At 44.3% G+C, this 22,082-nt stretch carries 20 protein-coding genes; 10 read left to right on the top strand and 10 right to left on the bottom strand.

Going from position 1 to position 22,082, the window contains the following annotated elements:
• Window positions 1-110: 110 nt before the first annotated feature.
• From F1644_RS00605 to lpxA, 4 genes are read left to right on the top strand one after another with little or no spacing between them, the layout of a single operon-like run.
• Window positions 111-1,286, top strand: coding sequence for an efflux RND transporter periplasmic adaptor subunit (locus tag F1644_RS00605; RefSeq protein WP_189021485.1), 1,176 nt, complete (start codon window positions 111-113; stop codon window positions 1,284-1,286).
• A 47-nt stretch (window positions 1,287-1,333) separates the two neighbouring features.
• Window positions 1,334-4,507: an efflux RND transporter permease subunit gene (locus F1644_RS00600; protein ID WP_118302453.1), complete on the top strand. Its 3,174-nt coding sequence runs from the start codon at window positions 1,334-1,336 to the stop codon at window positions 4,505-4,507.
• 6 nt (window positions 4,508-4,513) lie between these two features.
• Window positions 4,514-5,896, top strand: a complete 1,383-nt coding sequence (locus tag F1644_RS00595) for a TolC family protein (protein ID WP_087420176.1) — start codon at window positions 4,514-4,516, stop codon at window positions 5,894-5,896.
• A gap of 19 nt (window positions 5,897-5,915) precedes the next feature.
• Window positions 5,916-6,695 (top strand): acyl-ACP--UDP-N-acetylglucosamine O-acyltransferase, encoded by a 780-nt coding sequence (lpxA, locus tag F1644_RS00590; RefSeq protein WP_087420175.1) that lies wholly within the window; start codon window positions 5,916-5,918, stop codon window positions 6,693-6,695.
• 253 nt (window positions 6,696-6,948) lie between these two features.
• Here lpxA and F1644_RS00585 read toward each other — a convergent pair whose 3' ends face one another.
• Both F1644_RS00585 and F1644_RS00580 read right to left on the bottom strand, forming a co-directional pair.
• On the bottom strand, window positions 6,949-7,251 hold the full coding sequence (locus F1644_RS00585) for a hypothetical protein (RefSeq protein WP_147344448.1): 303 nt from the start codon (window positions 7,249-7,251) through the stop codon (window positions 6,949-6,951).
• Window positions 7,252-7,593: 342 nt separating this feature from the next.
• Window positions 7,594-8,502 (bottom strand): DUF5996 family protein, encoded by a 909-nt coding sequence (locus F1644_RS00580; RefSeq protein ID WP_118302457.1) that lies wholly within the window; start codon window positions 8,500-8,502, stop codon window positions 7,594-7,596.
• 167 nt (window positions 8,503-8,669) lie between these two features.
• Here F1644_RS00580 and F1644_RS00575 point away from each other — a divergent pair, with 167 nt between their 5' ends.
• Genes F1644_RS00575 through F1644_RS00560 form a run of 4 tightly spaced genes read left to right on the top strand, consistent with a single transcriptional unit; the run spans window position 8,670 to window position 12,092 of the window.
• Window positions 8,670-9,800, top strand: coding sequence for a hypothetical protein (locus F1644_RS00575; RefSeq protein ID WP_118302862.1), 1,131 nt, complete (start codon window positions 8,670-8,672; stop codon window positions 9,798-9,800).
• Between the two features lie 18 nt (window positions 9,801-9,818).
• The gene (locus F1644_RS00570) at window positions 9,819-10,460 is read left to right on the top strand and encodes an ABC transporter permease (protein WP_087420632.1); all 642 of its coding nucleotides are present in this window, start codon (window positions 9,819-9,821) and stop codon (window positions 10,458-10,460) included.
• Entirely contained in the window at window positions 10,457-11,371 is a 915-nt protein-coding gene (locus F1644_RS00565; protein ID WP_118302459.1) for a glycine betaine ABC transporter substrate-binding protein, read from the top strand. The genes F1644_RS00570 and F1644_RS00565 overlap by 4 nt, the downstream gene beginning before the upstream one ends.
• Window positions 11,361-12,092 (top strand): ATP-binding cassette domain-containing protein, encoded by a 732-nt coding sequence (locus F1644_RS00560; protein WP_087420170.1) that lies wholly within the window; start codon window positions 11,361-11,363, stop codon window positions 12,090-12,092. Before F1644_RS00565 ends, F1644_RS00560 begins: the two co-directional genes overlap by 11 nt.
• Before the next feature lie 10 nt (window positions 12,093-12,102).
• Here the strand turns inward: F1644_RS00560 and F1644_RS00555 are convergent, their stop codons facing one another.
• Window positions 12,103-12,252: a hypothetical protein gene (locus F1644_RS00555; RefSeq protein ID WP_158571833.1), complete on the bottom strand. Its 150-nt coding sequence runs from the start codon at window positions 12,250-12,252 to the stop codon at window positions 12,103-12,105.
• A gap of 151 nt (window positions 12,253-12,403) precedes the next feature.
• Between F1644_RS00555 and F1644_RS00550 the strand changes: the two genes are divergently transcribed.
• Window positions 12,404-14,023 (top strand): hypothetical protein, encoded by a 1,620-nt coding sequence (locus tag F1644_RS00550; RefSeq protein WP_087420169.1) that lies wholly within the window; start codon window positions 12,404-12,406, stop codon window positions 14,021-14,023.
• A gap of 9 nt (window positions 14,024-14,032) precedes the next feature.
• Complete coding sequence (locus tag F1644_RS00545; RefSeq protein ID WP_087420168.1) at window positions 14,033-14,515, top strand: GNAT family N-acetyltransferase; 483 nt, start codon at window positions 14,033-14,035, stop codon at window positions 14,513-14,515.
• A 9-nt stretch (window positions 14,516-14,524) separates the two neighbouring features.
• Here F1644_RS00545 and F1644_RS00540 read toward each other — a convergent pair whose 3' ends face one another.
• From F1644_RS00540 to F1644_RS00510, 7 genes are all read right to left on the bottom strand, one after another.
• On the bottom strand, window positions 14,525-15,571 hold the full coding sequence (locus F1644_RS00540) for a hypothetical protein (protein WP_118594257.1): 1,047 nt from the start codon (window positions 15,569-15,571) through the stop codon (window positions 14,525-14,527).
• Entirely contained in the window at window positions 15,555-16,829 is a 1,275-nt protein-coding gene (locus tag F1644_RS00535; protein WP_087420166.1) for a DNA cytosine methyltransferase, read from the bottom strand. The genes F1644_RS00540 and F1644_RS00535 overlap by 17 nt, the downstream gene beginning before the upstream one ends.
• Window positions 16,830-16,986: 157 nt before the next feature.
• Complete coding sequence (locus F1644_RS00530) at window positions 16,987-17,145, bottom strand: hypothetical protein (RefSeq protein ID WP_158571832.1); 159 nt, start codon at window positions 17,143-17,145, stop codon at window positions 16,987-16,989.
• Window positions 17,146-17,296: 151 nt separating this feature from the next.
• The gene (locus F1644_RS00525) at window positions 17,297-17,854 is read right to left on the bottom strand and encodes a sigma-70 family RNA polymerase sigma factor (RefSeq protein ID WP_118302461.1); all 558 of its coding nucleotides are present in this window, start codon (window positions 17,852-17,854) and stop codon (window positions 17,297-17,299) included.
• A gap of 338 nt (window positions 17,855-18,192) precedes the next feature.
• Window positions 18,193-19,875, bottom strand: a complete 1,683-nt coding sequence (locus F1644_RS00520) for a PKD-like family lipoprotein (RefSeq protein WP_158571831.1) — start codon at window positions 19,873-19,875, stop codon at window positions 18,193-18,195.
• A gap of 14 nt (window positions 19,876-19,889) precedes the next feature.
• Window positions 19,890-20,585 (bottom strand): DUF4843 domain-containing protein, encoded by a 696-nt coding sequence (locus F1644_RS00515; RefSeq protein WP_087420163.1) that lies wholly within the window; start codon window positions 20,583-20,585, stop codon window positions 19,890-19,892.
• 29 nt (window positions 20,586-20,614) lie between these two features.
• Window positions 20,615-22,081 (bottom strand): RagB/SusD family nutrient uptake outer membrane protein, encoded by a 1,467-nt coding sequence (locus F1644_RS00510; RefSeq protein ID WP_158571830.1) that lies wholly within the window; start codon window positions 22,079-22,081, stop codon window positions 20,615-20,617.
• Window position 22,082 lies beyond the last annotated feature (1 nt).

The following is a 22,082-nucleotide window of genomic DNA, read 5'->3' as shown; positions in this document are numbered from 1 at the left end:
TACATTTCTATTTACAATTTTGGTATACCTTTTGTCTATTCGACACTGTGTCGCCTGTTATAGGGTGTTTTTAAAGTTATACACGAATACAATTAATTAAAATCTAGCATATGAAAATTAGAAAGTCAATGATTATTTTGTCTCAAAGATTGATTGTAATTATGTTAGGAACTACACTTTTTGCCTGTGGAAACAAACAGATTGGACATCAAGCGGGAGTTCCTGAATATGCGGTCATCACAATTGAGCCTAGCGTATCAAAGTTGAATAATTCTTACCCGGCAACAATCAAGGGATGTCAGGACGTTGAGATTCGTCCAAACGTGAGTGGATTCATCACGAAGTTATGCGTGGATGAGGGTTCGGTAGTAAAGAAAGGTCAAACGCTATTTGTTATTGACCCCGTACAATACGAGGAAGCCGTGAACGTGGCCCGTGCTGCTGTTAAGGTTGCGGAAGCAGGAGTTGCAACAGCGGCGCTCACCGCCGAGAATAAAAAAATGCTGGCGCAGAAAAACATAATCAGCCAATACGAATTACAAACGGCAGAGAACACATTAGCACAACAGAAGGCTAATTTGGCCCAAGCCGAGGCACAATTAATCAATGCAGAGAAGAATCTGTCCTACACGCAAGTCTCCAGCCCCGCGGATGGAGTTATCGGGAAAATTCCTTATCGTGTCGGTAGTCTCGTTAGCCCCAGCATGACAACGCCTTTAACCACGGTATCAGACAATTCCAAGATGTTCGTTTATTTCTCCATGAACGAGAAAGATCTTCTCAAACTAACCCGTCAAAGCAATGGAGCTACCCAAGGAGTATTAAACCAAATGCCGGCAGTGGAATTACAATTGGTTGACGGATCAATCTATTCCGAGAAAGGAAAAATTGAAACGTTAAGCGGGGTAATTGATCAAACGACGGGTTCTGCCAGCGTGCGTGCCACCTTCCCCAATCCGAACGGGATCTTGCGTAGCGGTGGATCGGGAGTAATCCTGTTGCCGGAGGAATCAGACAACGCAATCATCATCCCTCAAAAGGCAACCTCGGAAATTCAGGATAAAAAGTTCGCTTTCATCGTGACGGACAGTGCTGTTGTGAAAACCAGAGAAATTACCATATTACCCATTAACGACGGCAAAAACTATGTTGTTACTTCCGGGTTAAACATCGGGGACCGTATCGTGGTTGAAGGCGTAGGTACATCCGTGAGAGACGGGATGTCCATTAAACCGATCACCCCGGCTGAATCGGCAGCAAAACGCCAACAGGCAATTGCCCGGTAAGCGGGAATGGAAGAACATAAACAAACTACTTTGAATGAATTGAGATTATGAAATTAGATAATTTTATTAAACGTCCCGTTCTCTCCACGGTGATTTCCATCATCGTCGTGATCTTGGGTATCTTGGGGTTGATTTCCATCCCCGTCACGCAATACCCGGATATCGCACCTCCTACTGTTCGGGTTAGCACGTCTTACACCGGGGCAAACGCAGAAACGGTGCTAAACAGTGTGATTGCCCCGTTGGAAGAGCAAATCAATGGTGTGGAAAACATGATGTACATGACTTCTACCGCTACCAACACGGGAGAGGCCTCTATCGAGGTATATTTTAAACAAGGAACAGACCCGGACATGGCTGCGGTTAACGTGCAAAACCGCGTGGCCAAAGCTCAAGGATTCCTACCTGCCGAGGTGACTCAAGTAGGTGTGATCACTAGTAAACGCCAAACCAGTATGTTGTTAGGTTTCACCGTTTACAGCACGGATGACCGGTTTGACCAAACGTTCCTTCAAAACTATATGAAGATTAACTTGATTCCGCAAATCCAGCGTGTTCCCGGAGTGGGCGACGTGATGGCGTTCGGTGCCGATTATTCCATGCGTATCTGGTTAAAACCTGACGTGATGGCACAATACAAGTTAATGCCTTCTGATATTACGGCAGCCCTGGCAGAACAAAACATCGAGGCTGCTCCCGGACAGTTTGGGGAAAGTGGCGATCAATCGTTCCAGTATATCATGAAATACAAAGGACGTCTCCAGACGACAGAAGAGTTCGAGGATATAATCATCCGGGCCACTTCCGACGGGGAAATCTTACGATTGAAAGATGTTGCCCGCATCGAACTGGGAGGATTAAGCTACGGCTACTCGAATAACGCGAACGGTCATCCCGGAGTTACCAGTATGATCTTCCAGACCGCGGGCTCCAACGCCACGCAGATCATTAAAGACATCGAGGCATTACTGGAAGATGTTTCCAAGGACTTCCCTCCCGGTGTTGAGTATAGCATACTGCTAAGTGCCAATGACTTCTTGTATGCATCTATTCATGAAGTACTGAAGACATTGATCGAGGCATTTATCCTCGTGTTCTTGGTTGTATTTATCTTCCTGCAAGACTTCCGGTCCACGTTAATTCCTGCCATCGCAATTCCGGTTGCATTGATTGGTACCTTCTTCGTGCTTTACCTGATCGGGTTCAGCATGAACTTGTTGACACTTTGCGCCCTCGTTCTGGCTATCGCGATCGTGGTCGATGATGCCATTATCGTGGTCGAGGCCGTCCACGCGAAACTAGATCAGGGATATAAATCCCCGCTTAAAGCCTCCATTGACGCCATGAATGAAATTTCCGGTGCTATCGTATCCATCACCCTCGTGATGATGGCCGTGTTCATCCCCGTAAGTTTCATCACCGGTACTTCCGGTACTTTCTACCGCCAATTCGGTTTAACAATGGCTGTTTCCATCGGTCTGTCTGCCATCAATGCCTTGACACTAAGTCCCGCATTATGTGCTATTTTCCTAAAACCGCATGACAAAGGTGAGGATCACAAGAAAAAAGGACTTATCAACCGGTTCCATGCCGCCTTCAATGCCGCTTATGACGTAACGTTAAACAAATACAAAAAAGGAGTTAGTTTCTTCATCAATCACAAGGTGACCACATTTATCACGGTCATTGCCAGCATGGTAGTCCTTGTATTCCTGATGCAGAAAACCCCGACCGGGTTAGTACCCAACGAGGATACGGGAACTTTCTTCGTGATCGTGGACCTTCCACCTGCCACATCGTTGGAAACCACGGAAGCCGCCTTGGCACAAGTGGACAGCTTGATTGCCAGCAATCCGGCCGTTTCCGACCGTACAGAAATTGCCGGGTATAGTTTCATTGCCGGGCAAGGTAGCTCTTACGGTACATTCATCTGTCGTCTGAAACCGTGGGATGAACGAAGTAAGGGACAGGATGTAAACAGCGTGATCGGACAATTATATATGCAAACCCAAGGATTGATCAAGGATGCCCGTGTTCTTTTGTTCGCACCTCCGATGATTCCGGGATATAGCTTGACGAACGGATTCGAATTCAATCTTCAGGATAAAACAGGTGGTGATTTGAACGAATTTTTCAATATAACCCAGAACTTCCTGGAAAAGTTAAATGCTCGTCCGGAAATTGCCGCAGCACGAACCTCATTCAACCCGAATTATCCACAATACATGGTAGACATTGACGTGGCCAAGTGTAAAGAAGCCGGGTTATCCCCCAGCGTGTTACTTTCTGCATTGCAGGGATATTACGGTGGTCTGTACGCCTCTAACTTTAACCGTTTCGGAAAATTGTACCGTGTCATGATTCAGGCGGATGCCAATTTCCGTGCAAACCCGGAAACCTTAAATCAAATTATGGTCAGAAACGGGAATGAAATGGCACCAATCACCCAATTCGTCACCTTACGTAAAGTATACGGTCCGGATAATATCAAGCGTTTCAACATGTTTACGGCCATTAGCGTGAACGGTTCTCCTGCCGACGGGTACAGCTCCGGGCAAGCCATCAAAGCCATCGAGGAAGTGGCCGCCGAAACGTTACCTACCGGATACGGATACGAATTCTCGGGTATGACCCGTGAGGAACAAAGTTCCAGTGGAAACACCACTGCATTAATATTCGTACTTTGTCTCGTGTTCGTGTACCTGCTGCTGAGTGCCCAGTACGAGAGTTACATCCTACCCTTGGGTGTTATTCTTTCCGTACCTTTCGGGTTAATGGGTAGTTTTATATTTGCACAATTTATGGGTGTTGAAAACAACATCTACATGCAGATTGCATTGATCATGTTGATCGGTCTGTTGGCGAAAAACGCCATCCTGATCACCGAGTTTGCTCTCGAAAGACGTCAATCCGGAATGAGCATCGTTTCCGCTGCCGTGCTAGGAGCTTCTGCCCGTCTCCGTCCGATTTTGATGACCTCACTGGCCATGGTTATCGGTTTGTTACCGATGATGTTCGCTAGCGGTGTTGGTGCAAACGGTAACAGCACGTTAGGCTCCGGTGCAATTGGCGGTATGTTAATCGGTATGATTTGCCAGATTTTCACGGTACCTGCCATGTTCGTTGCATTCCAGTATCTGCAAGAGAAGATTAAACCGATCGAATGGCATGACACGGATAACACGGAACTTGAATCTGAAATAGAACAATACACAAAATAAAGAAAGATGAAACAAGTTGTTATATACACGATATGCATGGGCGCCCTGTTAAGCAGCTGTAACATTTACAAGAAATACAACCGTCCGGACGTGGATGTGGAAGGCCTGTACCGGGACCCGGTTTCTGTAAATGACACGCTGGTATCGGATACCACGAATATGGGTAATTTACCCTGGGAAGAGGTATTCACGGACCCCCAATTACAGAAATTAATTCGTCAGGGACTGGAACAAAACAGTGACCTGCAAACTGCCATCTTGAAAGTGAAAGAGGCAGAGGCAGGGTTAATGTCCTCCCGCTTGGCATACCTACCTTCCCTGGGATTATCTCCCCAGGGAACAGTAAGTAGTTTTGACAAGGGCGCCGCCACGCAGATTTACTCGCTCCCGGTAGTCTCTAGTTGGGAACTTGACCTGTTCGGCAAATTAACAAATGCCAAACGCGGAGCAAAAGCGACCTTATTACAAAGCGAGGCATACAAGCAAGCCGTTCAGACACAAGTCATCTCGACTATTGCCAACACCTACTACACGCTGCTCATGCTGGACAAGCAACTGGCCATCACGGAAGAGACAGCCGTATTATGGCAAAAAAGCGTGGAAACCATGAAAGCGATGAAAGAGGCCGGGATGGTAAACGAGGCCGCTATCGCGCAAAGTGAGGCTAACAGCTACATGATTGCCGCCTCCATTCCCGACTTGAAAAAAAGCATCCGGGAAGCAGAAAACTCACTTTCCCTGTTATTGAAACAAGCCCCGCAACGTATCGAACGGGGAAAACTGGAAGACCAATCCCTCCCTACCCTGCTGAATGTAGGTATACCTGTTCAATTGCTATCGAATCGTCCGGACGTGAAATCCGCCGAAATGGCATTGGCCAGCACGTTTTACAACACGAATCAAGCCCGTTCGGCATTCTACCCGCAAATCTCGATCAGCGGAACACTCGGATGGACGAACAGTTCCGGCTCATACATCACGAACCCGGGTAAGATGATTGCCTCTGCCGTGGGATCACTGACACAACCGATCTTCAACCGGGGAGCCCTCACCGCCCGTTTAAGAGTTGCCAAGGCACAACAAGAAGAGGCCTTGATTAGTTTCGAACAGGCTATATTAAACGCGGGAAGTGAAGTTAGCAACGCGTTGGTGCAGTACCAAACGGCACAAGATAAAATCGAACAACGTGAAAAGCAGATATTTTCTTTAGAAAAATCCGTGGAATACACGCAAGAATTACTAACTTTAGGAACATCCACTTACCTGGAAGTGCTCACGGCACAACAGTCCTTGCTTAGCGCACAACTCTCCGGAATATCCGACGAGTTCCAACGCATACAAGCCGTTGTTAACCTGTATCATGCCCTGGGTGGTGGACGAACCGAATAACCTTTAAATACAAATTATCATGATAAGTCCACTAGCTTACGTTAATCCCGATGCAAAAATAGGAAAGGATGTTACTATCCATCCTTTCGCCTATATCGACAAGAACGTCGAGATCGGTGATAACTGCACGATCATGCCGTACGCCAGTATCCTGAGCGGTACCCGCATGGGAACGAACAACACGGTCTACCAGGGAGCCATTATCGGGGCGACCCCGCAAGATTTCAAGTTCAAGGGGGAAGATACCCTTTTAAAAATCGGGAATAACAACACGATCCGGGAGAAGGTTATTATTAACCGGGGAACTAACACGACGGATTGCACGATTGTCGGTGACGGGAATTTCCTGCTGGAAAGCGTGCATCTGGCACACGACACCCATCTCGGTAACAACTGCGTGCTGGGAAACGCAGCCAAGACAGCCGGGAATTGTATTATCGACGACTACGCAATCTTAGGTGGTGGCGTAATCGTGAAACATGGATGCCGCATTGGGACTTGGGCCCTGGTGAAGGACGGATGCCGGGCCAACAAGGACGTTCCCCCTTACATCGTTGCCGCCCATAACCCGATCGCTTACTACGGGATCAACGCTTACATTCTGCGTAAAGAGCAGAAACTCACGGAAGAAATCATTGATGACATAGCCAAAGCCTACCGCCAAGTATATCAATGTGGGACAAGCGTTGAAAACGCCCTACTGAGAATCAAGGAGACCATTACTGTCGGACCGGAAATTCAACGCATTATTGATTTCATAGAACAATCCACGAAAGGACTGATCGGTACAACCATGTGACACTAACACTTTTCTAGCAAATAACGATTCGGGGCTGCCAATTCACATTGAACAGCCCCGAATTCATTTACCCCTTATGCCATCAGTGTCCCTGTACTCTCTCGTCGGTATCATGAATGAATATCAAGGATAAATCAGGAATAAATTGACGACACGTGTCGAATACTTATCGAACACTTATCGAATAGTTATCGAACACTTACTAGCGAATCACAAGTACAACAAGCTTTATAGTGTATCTCGTCCAATACTTTCACGCTCCCAGCATTCTCCACATTCCCCATGCCACGAGCATAACTAATAGCAAAATTCCCAGAAAAGCAAACATGAAACGGGTGTAATACACCTTTTCGTCATGTTCTCTCGATTTTATGTCTCTTTCGATTTGTTCCATTTCCCCTTCCGCCAACTTGTTCGGATAACCCATTAAAGGTTTCTCATTCATTTTCTCAACGAGATCTTTCATCCGGTCACGACGCTCCTGAATCATTTTTCGATTCTGTTTCGTGCGTCGAATCATATCAAATACGTGTCCTTCGCCTCCCATGACGTTCATAATTTAGTTAGTAATATCGTACTATAAATATATGAAAAATAATTATAAAAACCAATTATTTTATAAATATCGCTTCATAATTAAAACCCGATATACATTATGACTATTGGCCGTAGATAAGGCGCTCGCTAGGGACAGGAGCTGTCCAAAAAGTCATTTTATTTCAAAAAACTCCTCCGTCACTTCGTGTCACCTCCTCTATAAACAGAGGAGGTGCTGGTAACTTATCCCGAAGACAGGGAGTATTTCAACTCTCCCTCTGTTTATAGAGGGAGTACGGCGAAGCCGGGAGGGAGTTTGAAAAATGACTTTTTGGACAGTTCTAATTTTGGGAACTCCCGTCTATTTCGTGTAAGTCAATGGAGTCGTGATCCAGTCCAGATGTTGCCACGGACGTACTTTCTGCATGATATCAAAACTGGATTGCAGGAATTGATGTACGGCATCAAACGGGTCATCATAAGCCAAAGCATCTTCCAGTGTCAGAAAAAACTCTTTCTTCTCGGGCTTGAATATTGCCATCGCGGGACGAATCAAATGATCATTACCTTTTATATCACTTATGAAAGGATAAGGCAACCCGTAGAAAGCAGGACGAGGATAATTTACGTCTCCCGGCCAGAAACCGCACTCGAAATAACGTTCATCAAAAGCATGATCTGAAATCGGTTTATTCATGCCAAACGGAGCCGATTCACCGCTATACACAATTCCAGTGAGGTCCATCGTACCGAAATAATAAGCCGGTCCATCCACTTTTCCCCGGAAACCGGAAAGGAATCCCCGTAATGCCTCATGTGCAAAAAGATGGTTCTGGTGCCAAAGTTGTACGGCCTCCTTATCGTAATGATGATGTTTAGTGTCCTTGTCAAAATCAATCGGATCGTAGAACTCCTGCGCACGGACATTGATCGCTGTCGGGGAACCGATCTCTTCCAGTCCCTTCATGAACTGTTTGTAGAATTCCATCACGGAAAGCCCGTTCTGTAAAGTAAACGTAACCACTTTCCCGTTTCCGTTACGGAAAATGACCAAATGTTTCATAAAATTTGCCTGAATCTCGAAAGGAGAATCATCACCGGGTATAATTCCCGTGGATACCCCTTCCACCGTCAAGTAAAGACGCACGTGAGCCCACTCGGGACGTTGATGACAACGCATCAATTTCACTTTACCCAACATCTGAAGGTACATATGCAGCGTGTCGGCAGTTCCTTGCCAATCCGTATAATTTAAAAATTTCTTGTTCATCTTATTATTTTTTATTTCGTTATCTTTTTTCTTTAACGGCCAAGGAGTTAAAAAGGTTCTACTTTTCCACCGTCTAGTTACTTTAAAGTTGATTTTACTAACAAATGATAAATTTAAGGAAACTATTTTTTAACATTCCCGTTATACCTTGAAAGATAAAAATGGATATGAAATATAAAAGACTGTTTCTAGGAATATGCCTAACGTTACTGGTGGTGATAAGTCAGGCACAAGAACGGGTGTTACCGAAGTTCAAACTCGGGGGAGCGCTCCGTTTTAATTACAATTTCTGCGATTGGAAACCCGGACATCGTGACCGGGGTGGAGATTTTGGTTTTGACGTGTTATACTTCAAATTGTCAGGTTCCTACCGAAATATCATTCTAAGTGCGGACTACCGCTTTTACAGTAAAGATTTCGGTGGTCCTATGCTGAAATACGGGTGGATCGGCTACCAGTTCAACGACAAAAGCCAAATGCAACTGGGGCTAACGGGAGTGCCTTTCGGTATTCAACCTATCGCCTCGCACAACTTCTTCCTGCAAATCGCTTATTACATCGGACTGGAAGACGATTCTGATATGGGAATCAAGTATTTATATCAAGGTGACACGTGGGATTTTACTCTCGCTTTTTTCAAGAATGCAGATGAACTACTTTTCGGGTCAGATAACGAAACTTCCGATGATCGATACGGTTACGACGTGGCCGGACGGAACAAAGAGATCAATCAATTCAACGGACAAGCCTTTTATAAATTCGGGGAATCTACCCGGCAACGATTAGGCGGATCGGCAGAGTTCGGACAACTTTACAACCTCGACACCCGCAAGAACGGTACACATTACGCTTTCGCCCTACATTATGAACTAACCACGCAAAAAGTCAGTCTGAAAGCACAATTGACAACTTATGCCATGAATCCTAAAAATGGCGAGGGAGACGACGATGAGCTGATCTCGATGACGGCTTACGGGGCTCCCTATCTGGTAGCCGCCAAAGCAAACGTGTACATGTTGGGAGTCGGGTACACGATCCCGGTAAACAGGAAATTTCTAAAGAAAATACAAGTGTACAACGACTTCGGTTGGCTCGACAAACAGAACAACGATTACAAAGATAGTTTCCAGAACGTCACGGGATGTATGCTGGACGGTGGTCCCGTGTGTATTTACGTGGATTACGCTCTAGGTAAAAATCACGGGTGGCTGGGACCTGATTTCAACGGTTTCGGTGCCGGTGGCGAAAGTGATTCCTGGCATGCCCGTTTTAACGTGAACGTGGGTTATTATTTTTAACTTTTAAACGTAATGCAAATGATAAAAGAGATTTACACGCTATACGTGGAACGTTGGCACTTTTTCTTGGACCTCACGTGGGAACACCTGCAAATATCGCTGACATCCATCGTGATCGCCACGATTGTCGGATTGGGGCTAGGAATCATGATCAGTATGTACCGCAAGGGTTCATCCACCGTGTTGGGCCTCACGAACTTCATTTACACCATCCCATCAATTGCCTTGTTCGGTTTCTTGATTCCTTTTTCCGGAATCGGTAACACCACGGCCATCATCGCTTTGAGTATTTACGCCCTGCTCCCTATGGTCCACAATACCTACACGGGAATTATCGGTATCGACAAGGAGATTATCGAGGCGGCACGGGGAATGGGCAGCACAACCTTCCAGATACTCTATAAAATACAGATTCCTCTGGCATTTCCTGTTATCCTGTCGGGAATACGTAACATGGTCGTGATGACCATTGCCCTCACGGGTATCGCCGCATTTATCGGTGCCGGAGGATTAGGAGTAGCCATCTACCGGGGAATCACAACCAACAATTCGGCCATGACGATTGCCGGGAGTTTATTAATAGCCCTGCTGGCCTTGCTGGCAGATTGGGGCGTGGGACGCTACGAAAAGTATATTAAAAGAAAACGTAAATTACTATGAAAAAATACATGAAAAACGGACTACTTGCACTATTCATTGGCCTCGTATTCCTGTCGGGATGCGAGTCGAAAAAAGACACGATCCATATTGCCACCAAACCGATGAGCGAACAATTCATTCTCGGAGAGATGCTTGCCCTACTCATTGAAGAAAACTCCGATTTGCACGTGAAAATCACGAAAGGCGTGGGTGGTGGCACGAGCAACATTCATCCGGCCATGATCAAGGGAGATTTCGACCTTTACCCGGAATACACGGGTACAGGCTGGTTGGTGATCTTGAAAAAAGACACGCTACTCCCACCTGACCAATTATTCTCCGAGTTACAAAAAGAATATTCCCGGGAATACGGGCTGAAATGGGTTGCCCCGTACGGCTTTAACAATGCTTATAGCTTGGCTGTAAGTAATGAAATGGCAAAAAAATATAACTTAAAAACATTTTCCGATCTGGCCCTTTATCCCGATTTATTCACTTTCGGGGCGGAATATGACTTTTACGAAATTAATGACGGGTACGCAGATCTCTGCGCCTACTATAACCTCAAATTCAAGAAAAACTTGGATATGGACATTGGATTGAAGTACGAAGCCATGAGATCCGGCAAGATTGATGTGATCAACATTTTCACGACGGATGGACAGTTAAGTCACGCAAATCTTACGATTCTAAAAGATGACAAACACTTCTTTCCTTCCTACTATTGCGCAACAATAGTACGAGAGGAAACATTGAAGGAACACCCGGAACTGGAAAGGATACTGGAAAAGATGAACGGTATACTGACTGATCAGGAAATGGCCGACATGAATTACAAAGTCGACGTGGAACATCGCACGGAACGGGAAGTTGCCGTGGAGTTTTTAAAGAAAAAAGGTTTACTTAATCCACAATTGAGTTATGGAAAATAATGTTGCTATTCGTTTTGAACACGTCAATAAATCATACGGAAACCGGGAAATATTAAAGGACTTCAACTTGGAGATCCGGAAGGGCGAGTTCCTAACCATTATCGGAAGTTCCGGTTCTGGGAAGACAACCGTACTAAAGTTAATTAACGGGCTGATCTCTCCCACTTTCGGGATCATTTATGTCGATGGGAAAGATATTTCGAAGGAGAACCAAACACTTTTACGTCGTAACATCGGGTATGTCATTCAAGGTATCGGACTGTTTCCTCACATGACCATTCGTAAAAACATTGCTTACGTCCCCAGCCTACTGAATCACAGGAATAAAGAACGTACCCGCAAAGCGGTGGAACGATTGATTGACGTGGTCGGTCTTGACAGGGATATGCTCGACCGCTACCCGGCAGAACTGTCCGGTGGTCAACGCCAACGAGTTGGTATCGCCCGAGCCCTTGCCGCAAACCCGGATATCCTACTCATGGACGAACCGTTCGGGGCGGTTGATGAGATTACACGCAAAATGTTACAGAGTGAAATTATTCGTATTCACGAGCAGTTAGGAGTGACTATCGTGTTTATCACCCACGATATAAAAGAGGCCCTAAAACTGGGTACCCGAGTTATGGTCATGAACAAAGGGCTTGTTGAGCAACTGGACACCCCGGATCATATCAGGAATACCCCGGCAACACCTTTCGTGAAAGAATTAATAGAAGGCTGACATTTACAAGTCAGTCTTTTTCTTTCCATTTCACATCACTATTCTTTTTGATGTATATCCGCAACGCGACATAAACATTCCAAAGTAAAATAACCAAACCGACAAACAGTATTAGTTTTAACACCACATACAAAATTCCAACCACTCCTCCTAACATCATACTTATTATTATTGATTAAACACTTATTTCTATCTAGTTAGGAAAGTTAATGAATATTTTTAATATCTCCTAATAAATCAGCTTTTATGAAAAAATACTTTCTCCGTTTTATTTATAAAATTTGCTTATATTTGCACGAAACGTGCGTACTATGAGAAATTACAACCAGTGTGAATCCGGTCTTATCTACAATGAATTTTCCGTCATTCTGATACAGACCTTTACTTCTGCCGGAATTGAAATTCCCTTGAACCCCGAAACGAATTTCTTCATCAAAAAGGATGATGACGGGCATTTTGACGACCAGTTGTTTACCCATTCGGATAAAGTCATCAACCGTTATCGTTTGAAAGGGTTCGATATATGTATTGACATTGACGGGAACGCTCCCGCTAGGCTATGGGGACACGTACATGTACGGGCTGCCGTATTCTTCAACAAGACAGTTGAAATCTCCTACCGGATTATCGTGAGCCCGACAGGAAGAATTAACGGGACCAAATTTTGCCAAACAGATGTTCCATTCAACACGGATCAACTGATTGCCGTGGCGGGGATCGTGCAACATGTGGAACATTGGGTTTACAACAACAAGAAGAAAGGCCAAGAAATCGACGGTTCCTTGAAAGTCGTTTCAATCAGTGACCTGCACATCGACGAAGAATCACACGTCCACACGACAACCGTGAAAACAAAAGGTGTTACTTTCGATGAAGTACAAAAGCGTTACCGCTATTTTTTTGACGGGCAAAGACAAAAAGATTCAAGAAAAAGTAAAGAATCCAAAGAGTTCGAATACGGATGGCATAATTATATCTTTCTGGATATTTGGGAAAGTATCGGTCACGAGGGACGAATCCGTTTTGACCAGATGCGGGAAGACCAAGTTATCGAACATATCGAACAATGTCACAAGGCGGAACTCGTGGGCCTCATGAGTCTTTACCCCGAAGAGTGGCCCTACCGCATGGATTCCAGTTTTGAAGATATTTGTGGGAAAAACATCGCCATTGACACCGATGATCTTGTGCTGGCAAATGAAAACATGAGTCTCGTTATCGGTACGTACGGAAACCGTGGGAAAGAAGCTCCCACCGACTGGAAAAAACACTTGGCCCGACGAGACCGTTATCACGTCAGTTGGCCGGAATATCTTGTGTTAGTCGAAATCCTGTTGGCTAAAAAACACACGATCAACTACGTGCTGAATAAATATATCTTCAATTCCCGACAAGCGATCAAGGATAACAGTCACCCGGAATCAAAGGACGGACAACAGGGATTCACAATCATCAATGACAAGATTCTGGACATGATCGAGCAGAATGCCCGCCTAAGCATCAGCTTATCCGATGTAATACTGCAACTCGATTCGGTACGCTACCTGCGCTATATGTCTCACAAACACATGTACCACGAGACAAGCCGAAGACTACGAATTGACGCAGACGAGCAGCAATTAAAGGACATCACGGAAAGAGTGGATAAATCCTTGACAAATGCCAACAATATAGCTGATCTGAAAGAGGCTAACAGCACGAAGAATATTCTTCTTTTCATTTCCATAGCCTCCCTTTTCGGAGTATTATTGGAAGGTAACGGCGAGGCTCCCGTATTTTCGATGATTTCCAAAGAATTTGGGATATTCACAGCTGTCGTTCTGGTCGTTATCACTTCTATTGGTATATATTTCAGTATGAAAATCATGATCCGGGTAATTATTCACTACCTTCGGAAAAAACATAGTAAAAGAAAATCACACCAAATTTAATTTATGTATATGATACAGACATATTCTATCGATTACAGGACGCAACTCTGCGAGTTTTTCTCTCGCATTATCGAATCACACAAAGCCTACATTTCCCACGGGGAACTACAAATGGGAATCGCTCTCGATAGTAACGAGCTTGCTCCTAATTACAAGGAAATGTGGCTAAATTATCTCGATCGACAAGTAGAAAACCCGGACAACACGCTCCTGCTATATCTGGAAAACGGAACAATTATCGGGTTCGTATTGTTCGGCATCACGAATGACGGAGCCAGACCTTACGGGGTTATCTTTGACCTCAGTGTCGATCCCGCGTACCGGGGAAAGCGTATCGGACAGGAACTCCTGCAAAAAGCGACGGAAAGTTTCCGGGACAAAGGAATACAGGATTGTTATCTCGAATCGGGCGTCAACAACCATTCTGCCCATCAATTCTTCGAGCATCACGGCTTTAAACAAGTATCCGATATTTTCCGGTTAAAATTGTAGAAAACGAAATTAACAGATTAATTTCTTCAAAGGGATTCCGGTTGTGTTGATTGTTTCAAGATTATTGATTGCCAATTGACACCACGTTTCCCATTTTTCCCCGATATTGAATTGACATTTCCAATACTCCTGCAATTCAGCATCATCAACCTGCTGAATAAATTCTTTTATTGCAGATAATTCCCGGTAGAGTTTCCCAATCACTTTTGACACACCAGGATAACTCTCTCCGTTTTTCGTAATACACTCCTTCCCTCCTGCCGAGAAAATATCTCTTAGATTCGGACAAACAACTCCTTCTTGAGTTGCAAGCCAAACAGCCATACGATTGAATTTATCCGAACGATTACTTAATAACTCTGGGAAAAAGATAAATCCTTTAATTTGGTATTTCTGTTTCTCTTGCGGAGATAGCGAACTCCACATACGAATCACAAGGTTAGATACCTTAGAATGATCATTATCCAACCACCATAATTCTTCCCCTTCTTTAAGCCGGGAACGATAGTAATCAAGAATGGTTCGAATCGGATTCGGTTGACAACGCAATTCATCATAAGGAATTCCCAACTTGTCAAAAATTGTTTCTCCTTTTAATAAATTCATATCTACCAAATAACGAGGAGAGTGGGTTACCACGACTTCCGATAAACACTCTTCGTAAGGCTTGCAAACAAAACAAACCGGTTCACACATTTTTCCAAACAAAAGGTATACTCGCTCCACATCTTCCACTCGAGTCCCCTCGGCAACACTACTTCCCGTAGACTTCCAATGATTAGCTTTCGTTGTTTTCACCTCAACCCCGTAATAACCACCAATAACAATATCAGGAAAACGTTGCCCGGAATATTTCACGATCTGATCTTCAAAACATGTCCCGACAGCACATTGTTGCAATACCTCCACGACTTTGTCTTCTAATTTACTACCTAATAAACCAGTATACCTTTCCGGAAACGTCAATGCTTCCCGATTCATGAAGTCTATTACTTTTGCTAATAGCTCTTCGAAAGCACGATCATCTTGCATATGAAAACTAAATAATGACTTCATCAGGTTCGAAATAAAGATCCCACAAATTCTCAATTCGTTTTCCTATATGGTAAGCCAATAAAGGCGGAACAGCATTTCCTATAATCTTATAGGCTGCCGAAGGACTTAGAATATATCTCTGTTTGTTTTCCTCATGAGGAATCACAAATTCATAATCAAGAGGGAAAGTCTGTATCAACGCACATTCTCGCGGGGTTAAACGACGCTCTTTCAATCCCTTTTTCAATTCCTTGTCAATGATACCGCCATGTTCTTTTGACAGTCGTCGATATTCAATGTTACCATGATGTTCAGCCCGAATCGTCGGCCCGATCCCGTTAACATCCACCTCTGTCTGACCTTGACAATGAGTACCCATAAACTTGGCTTTGGAATAGACCTTTTGTGCAGGATCATCACTATCTTCCGGTTCCTTCAGCCCGGCAAACATCCCTCCCACCGTCTGGGGAGGCATTAATCCCTTATTCTTAATATGATATGCATGACTGGGCGACGGATAAGGCACGTATTCATCGGGGATAACATCACGCATCAAAGCCTCACGGGCTGCGGGTGTTAACGCAGATTTACGTATACCGATAAAAATTACCCTCTCACGGGATTGGGGGACACCGTAATCCGCAGCGTGCAGAACACGAGGTTCCAGCACGATATACCCATCTCCATCTGCCCGGGAAAAATCCTGCTGAATAATCTCCTTTACATTGGAAAGATTTACCAATCCTTTCACGTTCTCCGCGATAAACAGCTTGGGCTTCGTGATTTCAATCACCTCTTTCATCCACATATATAACTTACCGCGGGTTTCTTCCGAGGCAATCTCCCCATCAATAATTTTTCCCTTATGATCTTTATGAGAATTGAAACCGTTACGTTTCCCCGCCACACTGAAATCCTGACACGGGAAACCTCCTGTAACCACATCTACTTTTTCCGGGAAAACCAATTCCCCTGCCCTGTGCCGTTTCACGAGATCCACGATACTTTCCTCCCGGTAAACATCCGGCGTGTAACCGTACTTGGCGAAATAATGGGTCCAAGCCGTCCGAGCCTCTTTCAAAATATCATTGGCAAAAACAAGTTGAAAACGAGTAGAATGTAATTTTACCAAATCACCTCGCTCTTGCTTTTCAATAAAATCAGGATTACTTTTTTCATTAATACATCCCTTATGGATAGAGAATCCTCCTTCCAATCCTAAATCCATTCCACCACAACCTGAAAATAAAGATAATACCCGAATCGTTTTAGATGCCATTTACTTGTACGTTTTTACACCTACAAAAATAACAATATTTATCGGGTTATTGACACTGCTCGGAAAATTTATCCGCCATTTATTCCTTCCTTGGTTAATCTACCATTTAACCAATTCCCCCAAGTGTTACATCCCCGGGTTCACAACGTTAATTCCGTTACAATCCCACCACTTTCATTCCCGTGAATGCCTCGCTCGCAGCATGATCAAAGAAATTGATTAACTCCGCGAAACTTATCCACGTGTAAACAACAATACTCGTGATGACGACCAGTAGTAGAACTACGATTACCATTTGATTCCATTTAGTTTTCATCTCTTTTCATTTTAAAAGTTACTAACTCAAATCAAACTCTCGCTCCTATCATTGCTCACTGTAAATATATAACATTATTTTGTATTTACCAAACATTTTCTTAATAGAATCATAAATTTAACATCGTGTAAAATATATTCCGAAACACCACTCACAAGTCCAGTTCCCGACGACAATGAATCAGCCGGTCACGCAAATATTTGATACTTTTGTTCTTTTGAACCTTCACCGTGTTCACACTAATGCCCAATTTATCGGCAATTTCCTTCCCGGAGAAACCACTAATACTTAATTTCATGATCTGCCGTCTCACTCGCGGTAAATGACCAATATGAAGATGTAGCAAGCGCACGATCTCTTCCTGCACGGTGTCCAGCATGAAATCCTTCGAGAAATCCTCGTTTTCTTTCTCTTGGTCTATTTTATCAAGAATCATCGCCCTCTTTTTCTTGTTACGGATATATAATAAAGAATTATTATACAAAGATTTATACAAGTACCCCATCAATTCCCGGCCGGAAGCGAACCGAATATCCGAGTGCCAGAGATTCACCAGCAAGTCCTGCACGATGTCCTTGGAGCAATCCATATCCTTCACGATCGACTCCACGTACACACACATCGCCGCATAGCAAGACGTGTAGAGTTGCTCCCAGCATCTTTCATTCTTCGCATTAATGCCCGACAAAATAGATTCAAGGTTTACCATATCTATTTCTATTAGACTTCAAAAACCATTTACATCGAGATAAAACATCAATTGAAGACACAAGAACAGCCAAGGAGCGAAGATTCGATAATCAAGCGATTATCTACCCCTCGTCAGAAGAATTCGTTTACATTTTCCTTTGTCAGCTCTGCGTTTGTTACAATTTGTTTATCTAATAAATCCTATCACTTAGTACCACGTATTCAGAATAAAAATACCTAAAAATGAGATAGGTACTACTTTAAAAGACAAAAAATAAACGACTTTAATAAAATTGTTTAACAATCCAGCCGTGTAGCCGGATTGTTAAACAGCCTTCTATCAACACTCCTTAAATCCTATATTGCATGTTTAGCCGGACCATCATACCGTATATCGATAATCTTGCCATAACTCTTGGTTGACATCCACTTCGGGGTTATACCCGTGCCAAAATGAGAGTTATTCACGTTGAACATATATATTTCCCCGGTTTCAAGCGCCACGGTTAAATCCATCCCCATCGCACCTCCCCCACTTCCTGATTCTGTCGATGAGATCCGGGTAATCTTCCGTCCACCAAAATCAAACAACTTCACCGGATCCGTTCCTCCCGTTCCCCGGAATATATATCCCCACAACTCGCTGTCATTCACCCCGGAACTAAAGAACAGAAATTCATATTGCCCGTTGGGAGAAACAAAGAATTGGCCATCTTCATGAATCGCATATTGGAAAGCCGCCGGGAAAGCCCTTTCAATCTTGGGTGTCGCCTTGTTTATCCACAAATCATAATCTCGAGCAAACAGGAAGGTATAGATACAATATTGCCCTACGTTCGCACTCCCTGCCCGGTTATCCTTGTAAAGCATAAACACGTCGGCAGTATTCCTTGGACGACCCGATTCCGACTCGACTTTTCCCACGTAAGAACCACAATAAAGAATGTCTATATCTTTTAAGTCATTCAAAGCGAGAGTTATTCCATTGACAGGTTCAGTAAACACTTCAGTAATCGCATTCGCATCCCCCCAAACTCCCTCGTATTCCAAATCATTCTCATTCTGAATATAAAGCAAACGATCATGCAGAACATCAAGAGCAAAAGTTCCCGTAATATCCCCGGAGTAAGACATCCGTATCAAACGATCAATTTTCATTCCTCCTTCTATCGTGGCAGGAACATCAATGTATTTACCCGTGAACCATACATCCAGATTTTCCACCGCTTTCAAATATACCCCCCCATCTTCAGAGAGTAGAACATGACACTTTGAATTCGCCACTGCATCCTTGAAGTTCACGTTAGGTAACACACCATTCATGAAATCATCTTTCAAGTAAAGCGCCCGACGATAATCCTGATTTCCCATGTAAACTGGGCCAATACCCCCATTTTGAAGAAGAAGTAACATTCCGGGGGCTGACGTACTTCCACCTGCCAACCAATGGTTCATGATCTTCACCGGACGACCACCCAGTTCCTGCCCCTCATTCTGCGTCGGGTAATAATTCAACATTTCGCGGAAACGATACACGTAATTATCCCCCTCCCAACTACTCACGTCTTCAAGTATGGAGAAACAGGCCTTGCCATCCACCTCGGAAAGCACCATCCACGCCTCTGATGTCGATTCACTATTCGTTGGCCACATGGCTAATTCTTCATGAATGATTTGATAACCTGTCACCGTGTCTGTAATAAACAGGGAAATCCTTATGAAACCACCCATATCCGTCTCCCAAACCAACTTCTTGCCGAACCCGATCGTTTTCAACTCATCGGTAGTCCCATTCTCGGCAATCCACTCGAATTTCAAAGCGAGAGCCGTGGAATCACCCGTGTATTCAAGAATAGGTTCGACCTCCACCACGTCACCTACCGTTAAAGCCCAGAAACTCCCAAGCTCTTCCTCGTTCGTGATATAACCGAGAACTTTCACCTCAGGAATCCCCGTGTAGTCATAATTTCCCTTATCGTCAAAACAGCCGTAAAGGAAAAACATCACAACCGCACACCATATATATTTATGTATCTTCATGACATTCATTTTAATTATCCAACAATAGGAACACTCATTTCCACGTCTCCATCCATGACCGGAGTTCCGGCATTTTTCAATTCCAGCAAGTGGTATTTCAACTTCAAAGCGTAATACCTTAATTCGGTAGGACCAAAATTAGTCATATCACTAATGCCGGTAGCCTCGATAAATTCCGCATATTTAGCATCACTATAATCACCCAGGTAATAACGTGCGATATGGGCATCCCACCAAGCCGGAGCTATCGCCTTCGAGGTAAAAGCAATCCGCTGACTACGTGCATTTTTTGTCGGTCCGATTTCGAAATCAGTTGTCGGAGAGACTTTCAAAACTACCCGGAACATCTGGTTATCCAATTTTGCCGTTTTGATCAATTTCAACACGAGCGTGTCACGTTCCTCGCCTGCCTGCCATGTCCTCTCGGATTCGAAATCGAAATCCGTTCCCTTTACGGCAGTAGTCAAGCTCTCATCTACTTCAATCCGGTAGGTCATGTTCTCTGTCACCGGGTCACCGGCAAATAATAACTCCAACCGAATATCATGCGTGGTCTCGTCCGGGTAAAAGAAAAAAGACTCGGTAATACTATCGGCCGTTATTCCCTTCGCGAAGTACAAGTACCTCGTCGAATCGTAAGTCGTGAACTTATCCTCGGAACAAGCCGCAAAAACGCATATGGCCACGAGAATTATAATTATGTATCTCATCTCAATTTACTTTTTTAGGTTTACAAATTCTAAAAGACCACTTCTTCGCTTTTAGGAACAGGCAACGTGTACAGGTTCCGGAAATCAACATTTTGTAGCCCGTCAAAAACAGGCAGGTTCAAGCGCTTGAACAAATAGAAAGATTGTCCTTCACCGATAAATTCCTTCCGGGCATCTGTCAACATCGCCTCGATATACCCCATTTCCGTGGTGATCGTGTTCAAGTCATCCATAGAAATATCACCCCGGGAACTTCTGATTTCTCGTAGCAAATCCACGGCCTCACTTACTTGCCCGATAGATGCCAAGTACTCACCCTTGATGTAATACAATTCACTCTTGCGTAAAATAGGAAGATATGCAACATCATTATTCCCTTTTTTACTCTTGATAGACAAGTAATTTCCGCTCAACATACTGAGCAAGCGTTCAAATCGCCCGTCAATCTGGTGCTGTGCCGGGAACAAATCATAAACATTACGTATATAAAGCGGTCGCTCGGCCGTCATAAACGGGGCATTTATATCTCCCGCACGGGTATTGTAAACATTAAAAACCACGTCACTCAACAGGCGACCATGCCCCGGCTCAATCCAGTCCATGTCTTCAAAGCCCCACGGTTCCCACTTACCGCCCATCGCGAAAGCCTCCTCGATAGCATCGTACGCTTTCTTTTTCTCTCCCATATAGGAATACACGCGTGCCAACATTCCCCGTATGGACGCCATGTTCAGACGAGAACGTTGGTGACCGAAGAATTCCGCGATTTCACTCTCGGTATTCCAATCCGTCCAAAAACGTTCCATGATATGCCACATCCGGATAACTTCCTCGTTATAATAATCACTATAAACAATGGCTGAATCCCACGGGACCATACACGTGTGAGCCTCCAGTAAATCACGCTCCACGTTCTCCAACACTTGTTTTACAGTCAATTTATTATTAATCACGGACTCCGAGCTAGTCACGTAAGGAATCCACGAGCCATTTTCATTCACCGTGGGAGCCGGGGCAAAAAGTCGGAGCAAATCGAAATGTACAAATGCCCGCACGGCAAGAGCCTCTCCCCGTATTTTCAACCGTTCGGGTTCACCAAGCTCGAAAATACTGTTGGAGGCTTTATCCACGTGTTCGATAATATTATTACAATCGGCAATGACCTTGTACATCCCCGACCAAATTCCGTCGATTATCGACAGGACATTGGCATTTTCGTACTGGCGATCATTCACCTCTTGGTAGGCATTATCCAAATTCTGCCGGACATAATACTGTCCTAGAACATCCAGAAAACCCCACGTCAATTCCTGGGCATACAGACTACTGCTCCCCAGACTTTTATACAAACCGTTCACCTGCATCCGGAAACCGTTTCCCTTCTCGTACAGGTCATCACTACTCACTTGGGTTTCCGGGCTTACCTCGAACCAATCATTACAGGAAGTCAAGGCAAAAAATAGGAAGAATCCCATGATATATCTTATTGTTTTCATA

This window comes from Butyricimonas paravirosa (genome assembly GCF_032878955.1).
GTDB lineage: Bacteria > Bacteroidota > Bacteroidia > Bacteroidales > Marinifilaceae > Butyricimonas > Butyricimonas paravirosa.
Note: the sequence above shows the minus strand (reverse complement) of the source record. Positions and strands in the feature narration are given on the sequence as shown.